This window comes from Prosthecobacter sp. (genome assembly GCF_044373815.1).
GTDB lineage: Bacteria > Verrucomicrobiota > Verrucomicrobiia > Verrucomicrobiales > Verrucomicrobiaceae > Prosthecobacter.
Genome location: NZ_JBIPNG010000423.1, coordinates 1 through 5,829, shown reverse-complemented (window position 1 = coordinate 5,829; position 5,829 = coordinate 1). Strand labels below are relative to the sequence as shown.

Genomic DNA, 5,829 nt, shown 5'->3' with positions numbered 1-5,829 from the left:
AATTGCCTCTACCATCGACCTGACACCTACGTTTGCCTCACTGGCTGGAGTCAAGACACCTTCAGACCGTATCATCGATGGCCGTGATCTAACGCCCCTCCTCCACGACCCCACTCACACACCATCACCGCACGAAGCCTTTTACTATTACTGTTTTACGCATCTCCAAGCGGTCCGCAGCGGAAAGTGGAAATTTGTGAGGAAGCGTCCCGCGAATCCGCCCTGGGTGGGCTGGAGTGGCCGTTTTGCAGGCAATGCCGTGGACGAACTCTCCCTCTACGATCTTGATAATGACATCGGCGAAACAAAGAACGTCGCCGCAGAGCATCCTGATGTCCTTGCGCACCTGCGCCAACTCACCCACGAGGCACGGATGGACCTCGGCGACTACGATCACACAGGCAGCGGCGCACGCTTTTTCGATGGCCCTGTGCCTGAACGCAAACATCCTCAAGTGACTAAGGGGAAATGAGCAAACACTGCGCCACTTGTCGACTACCTATACTGACATTCAGTCACGCTCAGGTGCATTTCAGGCATGACACCGTGCATGCCATACTGCTAGCCTGCGTTTAACCAACCCGTTATTCCAGCCAACCCATGAAGTACGCCCTCTCTTTGCTCCTCCTCACCACCGCCCTGCATGCGGAACCCGTCTCGCTCTTCGACGGCAAGTCGCTCGACGGCTGGGACTATGATCCCAAGATCTGGCGGGTCGAAGACGGCATGATCATCGGAGGCTCCACGACGGAGAAGATCAAGGAGAACCACTTCATTTGCTCGAAGAAGAATTATCAGAACTTTGAGTTGAAGCTCAAAATCAAGGTCAGCGGCGATCCGAAGACCGGCATGCTCAACAGCGGCATTCAGATTCGCAGCCTGCGAGTCCCCGGCGGTGCGCACATGACCGGCTATCAGGTCGATTGCGGTGCAGGCTGGTTTGGCAAAATTTATGATGAGTTCCGCCGCAACAAGGTCATCTGGGCCCCCACCCCGGAGCAGCAGGCTGCGCTGGACAAGGCCATCGATGTCTTTGGCTGGAACGAATACCGCATCCGCGCTGAAGGCGCGCGCATTCAGACGTGGATCAATGGCGTTCTTTGCATCGACTACACCGAGACGGACAAGAACATCGCGCTGGATGGCCTCATCGGCCCGCAGGTTCACAGTGGTGGCGTCTGCCTCGTGCAAGTAAAAGACGTGACGATTGAAGAACTGCCGCCCACACCTGGTGCGCCGACTTGGGAATCACTCGGTGGCGTGGATGCCGCACGCAAGCTCGTCGCCCCGCCGCCGAAGCCACAGGCTGATGCTGCCGCAGCACCGAAGCGTGACATCAGCTACAACAACGTCCAGGGCACCGCCTTAACCGCCGAGGAGCAGCTGAAGAAGTTCCATGTGCCGGAAGGCTATGAGATTGAGCTCGTCGTCAAAGAAAGCGAAGGGCTGGGCAAATTCGTCAGCGTTTACTTTGATCAGCGAGGTCGAATGTGGACGCAGACGGCGCTGGAATACCCGGTGGATGCGAATGAAAACCCCGCTGCTGCGGAGGCCGTGTATGCAGCCCACGGCAAGGACAAGGTGGTTGTCTATCCGCGGGAGTCGGTCAATGGGCCGATTCCCGCGGGTGGACTTACCAAGCCCACCGTCTTCGCCGACGGCCTCGCCATCCCGACCGGCATGCTGCCCTGGGGCAATGGCGACACATGCTACGTGCAGCATGGTCACGATCTGAAGCTCTACAAGGACACCAACGGCGACGGCAAAGCTGACAAGTTCGATGTCATCCTCACCGGCTTCGGCGTGCAGGACTCGCACCTGTTTCCACATCAGTTTACCCGTGCCCCCGGCGGCTGGATCTGGATGGCGCAGGGCCTCTTCAACAACAGCAAGGTGCACAAGCCCGGCAGTGATGTCGTCGTTGAATATCCGAAGTGCGGCATGGCCCGCTTCCGGCCTGATGGCAGCGATTTTGAAATGACCAGCGTCGGTCCCAACAACATCTGGGGCCTCGTCATCTCAGGCGAAGGCGAGACCTTCATTCAGGAAGCGAACGACTACGGCTACCCCATCATGCCCTTCCACGAGTATGCCTACTACCCCGGCGGCATGGAAGCCCTCAAGAAAAGCTACCAGCCCGACTTCCCTCCGCAGGCCGAGTTCCGCATGGGCGGCACCGGTTTGAGCGGCCTGGCACTGATCGAAAGCGGCACTCTCCGCGACCCCAAAGCGGCGCACACCATGGCCGTCGCCAATCCCATCACCTCCAAGATTCAAACAATCGGCATGCACCGCGACGGGGCGTATTGGAAACTCGAACAACTCGCCGACCTCATCACCTGCGACGATCCCTTCTTCCGTCCTGTGGGCCTTACCAACGGGCCCGACGGATTCATCTACATCATCGATTGGTACAACAAGATCATCTCCCACAATGAAGTGCCGAGAGCGCATCCAGACCGTGACAAGACGCGCGGACGCATCTGGCGAGTGAAGCCAAAGGGCGCGAAAACGGAAGTGGCTGACTTCACGAAGCTAAGCAGTGAAGAACTCAACGCAGCGCTCAAAGATGGCCCCGTTGGCAAAACTCAAATTGCCTGGCAAACTCTTAATGATAGAAAAGAGCTTGGCGCGAACCACTGGGCTGCGTCTGAGTATGCTTATCCCCGTGAGAGCGTTCAAATCCGCGCTCTCGGTCGCAATCTCTCCAATCAGAACATTGGGGAACTGCTCGCATTTGCCAAACCCAGCCTCCCCGGTCCAACCATTCAATCTTCCCGTGGGCCAAAACAGATTCCTGTGCGCGAGGCTTATGACCGCGAGTTCGAACGCTTCCTGGTGCGCATGTTCTTGGAGCGGCATCCGGATGTCGTCGCGAAGTTCCTCGACTCTGAAGCTGCTGCAAAACTGCCGGTGGAAGCCCGCGTGCTTGCCTCGCTTGCATTGGAACCGAAGACGAGCGCATCGCGTGTGGCAAAGCTGCTGCCGCAGCTGGATCGTGCTCCGAATGATGAAGAGCTGCTGCGGCTAGCTCAGTTCCCTGCGGAAGCCGGCGTGGGCGATGCTCTCAAGGCGCTTCTCACGAATGAAAAGTCACGCACGGTTGTTGCCGAGAAGCTGCTCACCCAGCGCACGAAGCTCGACGCGAAACAGATCGCACCGTTGCTGACTGAAACGGCGAAAGGCATGATCGGGCGTACTGACGGCTCTGTCCGCAATCTCGCTCTCCAGCTCATCGGCGGTTTCCAGCTCGTCGATTTGGAGGACAGTCTTGTTCAACCCTTGAAAATGGCGATCGCCATCAGCGGAGGTGATCTTCGCATGGTGGTTGATTCAAAAGGCACGAATTCCAGTGATCCCAAGGACTTCGTCGCCTCGCTTCAGGTCTTGAAGGATTTACGCAGTGGGGCTGCAGATGTTTTCGTTTCGCTCGCCACGATTGGAAAACCCCAGGTGCGTGATGCGGCAGTCGAAGCTCTCGCCGCCTCACGCGCGCCAGATGCTGCAGCCAAGCTCCTCACGCTTTATCCTTCGCTCCAGCCAGCGCAGCGCCGTGCGGCGCTGAACACTCTTGCCAGTACCAAGGCGGGCGCGCAGACCATCGTTGCAGCATTGCTCGATAAAACTTTACCACAAGCGGATCTCGATGGTCCCACAGTCGAGCGGCTCGCCACCGTTCTGGGCAATGATCCTGCACTCGAAAAACTTCAGCAGCAGCTCGGCGGCATTTTCCGCGAAGTGTTGCTGCTCGATGGCGAAGACACCGCCGTGGTTGATTCCAAGATCACGCTCGATGGGCCCTTCACCGTCGAGGCCTGGGTGCGACTTGCCGAGGGCATCAGCAATGGCGACGGCCTTCTCGGCACCCCCGGTGGCGTCGACATGAACTTCTTCGGTTCCAAGTTCCGCGTGTATGCTGGAGGAGAACTGAAGGATGTCTGTGTGGCGACGAAGCCCATGACACCCGATCTCTGGACGCACCTCGCCGTTACCCGTGATGACAAAGGCATCTTCCGCATCTACCAAAACGGCGAACTGGATGCCACCGGCAGCAAACCCGCGCCTGCAAGGTGGGAGAACTGCAAGATCGGATGGAGTGGGCCCAAGCAAGGTACGGAGGGTGTGATTACGGAGTTCCGTGTGTGGAAAACAGCGCGCAGTGCTCAAGAGATCCGCGCCACGTTTGACCGAGTTGTTAAAGATGAGTGGGATAAAGAATCAAATCCGCATGGTTGTAGGAAGCCTCTTGCCACCTCGGTGTATGAAACCATGAGGCCCGTCAAAGCACATGAAAAAATAAATCTCACCTCCAAACCTGGGGATGAAATCATCTTTGGCAAAGGTGCTCGCATCGCCAAAACCATCGACTCGCCACCACTGCTCACGGAGGAGCAGGCCAAGGCGCTGGACACCAAGTTCGCCCGCTTCACCGCGCTCGCTCCCAAGGGCAACGCGGCGAATGGCAAAGTGCTCAGTGCACTGTGCATGGCCTGCCATCAGATCGGCAGTGCGGGCGGCCAGATCGGCCCGAATCTCAGCGGAGCGGGTGCGATGGGCTTGGAGGCGGTGCTGCGTAATATTTTGACCCCGAATGCTGCCATGGAGCCGGGCTACCGCATCTACCGCGTGGAGATGAAAAACGGCGATCTCATTGATGCGTTCTTTGTCAGTGAAGACAAGAACGCCACGATCATCCGTATGCCCGGGCTGCCCGACCGCCGACTGGACAAGAAGGACATTCGCAGCACGAAGTTTATCCGGCGTTCGCTGATGCCCGAAGGATTGCTTGATGCGCTGCAAGAGCAGCAGGTGGCGGATTTGCTGGCGTATTTGATGACGCTCAAGGGGTAGGCCCAAGGAGCGTCTTCGACCAAGGAGCGGGACTTGCCAAGTCCCGCCTGGAGGTTTGAGAGAGCTTTTCTAAATCATCAAACCGGGACTTGGCAAGTCCCGCTCCTTGGCTACCCGTCCCTCCCATGAGGTTCTTCGATCCGTTCACAGAGATTCGGGTGACGCGGAACAATCTTCCTCACAGGCAGCAGCCGGGGGCGGCTTACTTCATCACTTTTCGCATGGCGGATTCATTGCCTGAGGAGATGCTTCGCGGGCTGGATCTCGAACGGCGGCGCTGGCTGGAGACTCATCCGTCACCGTTGTCGTTGTAGGATGAGGCGGAGTTTCATCGCCTCTTTTCTGCGCGGGTGGATCAATGGCTGGATGAGGGTCATGGCTCCTGTGTTCTCCGACAGCCGTCACTGCGGGGTATGGTGGAGGAGTCTCTGAAGTTCTTCCATGAGCAGCGTTACGAACTCCTGTCTTACGTTGTGATGCCCAATCATGTGCACATTCTGCTGGTGCTGCATCCAGACTGGCCGCTGGAGAAAGTGCTTCATACCTTGAAGCGCCGGACGGCGGGTATGATTAACGAGGCATTGGACACGGAAGGCCAGTTTTGGCAGCATGACTACTTCGACCGTCTTATTCGCGATGGTGATCACTTGAGAAATGTGATTCGCTATATTCGGCGAAATCCAGCCAAAGCGTGTCTGAGAGAGGGGGAATACACGCTGTGGGAAAGTGAGCTGGCCAAGACTGTGTGACAAGGAGCGGGACTTGCCAAGTCCCGGTTGGGTGATTTGGAGGGGGGGCTCAAACCCAAGCCAGGACTTGGCAAGTCCTGCTCCTTGTACTTGGCAAGCGCCTATCCTTGGGATAAGCCCACCAATGCCGACTGCCACCAACGAACCTGTCACCAAACCTGCCGCGCCGGCTGATTTGGAAATCAAAGATGCCCAGCTCATCTTCAATCATGTCTGGAAGCAGCTGGAA

3 protein-coding genes and 1 pseudogene are annotated in these 5,829 nt (G+C 57.6%); all 4 read left to right on the top strand.

Going from position 1 to position 5,829, the window contains the following annotated elements:
* Positions 1–472, top strand: a pseudogene (locus ACIREA_RS24960) (N-acetylgalactosamine-6-sulfatase); the annotation flags it as partial.
* Between the two features lie 128 nt (positions 473–600).
* Positions 601–4,851, top strand: coding sequence for a family 16 glycoside hydrolase (locus tag ACIREA_RS24955; RefSeq protein ID WP_397385049.1), 4,251 nt, complete (start codon positions 601–603; stop codon positions 4,849–4,851).
* Between the two features lie 125 nt (positions 4,852–4,976).
* Positions 4,977–5,165, top strand: a complete 189-nt coding sequence (locus ACIREA_RS24950; RefSeq protein ID WP_397385048.1) for a hypothetical protein — start codon at positions 4,977–4,979, stop codon at positions 5,163–5,165.
* A gap of 99 nt (positions 5,166–5,264) precedes the next feature.
* Entirely contained in the window at positions 5,265–5,600 is a 336-nt protein-coding gene (locus ACIREA_RS24945; RefSeq protein ID WP_397385047.1) for a transposase, read from the top strand.
* The last annotated feature ends 229 nt before the right edge of the window (positions 5,601–5,829 follow it).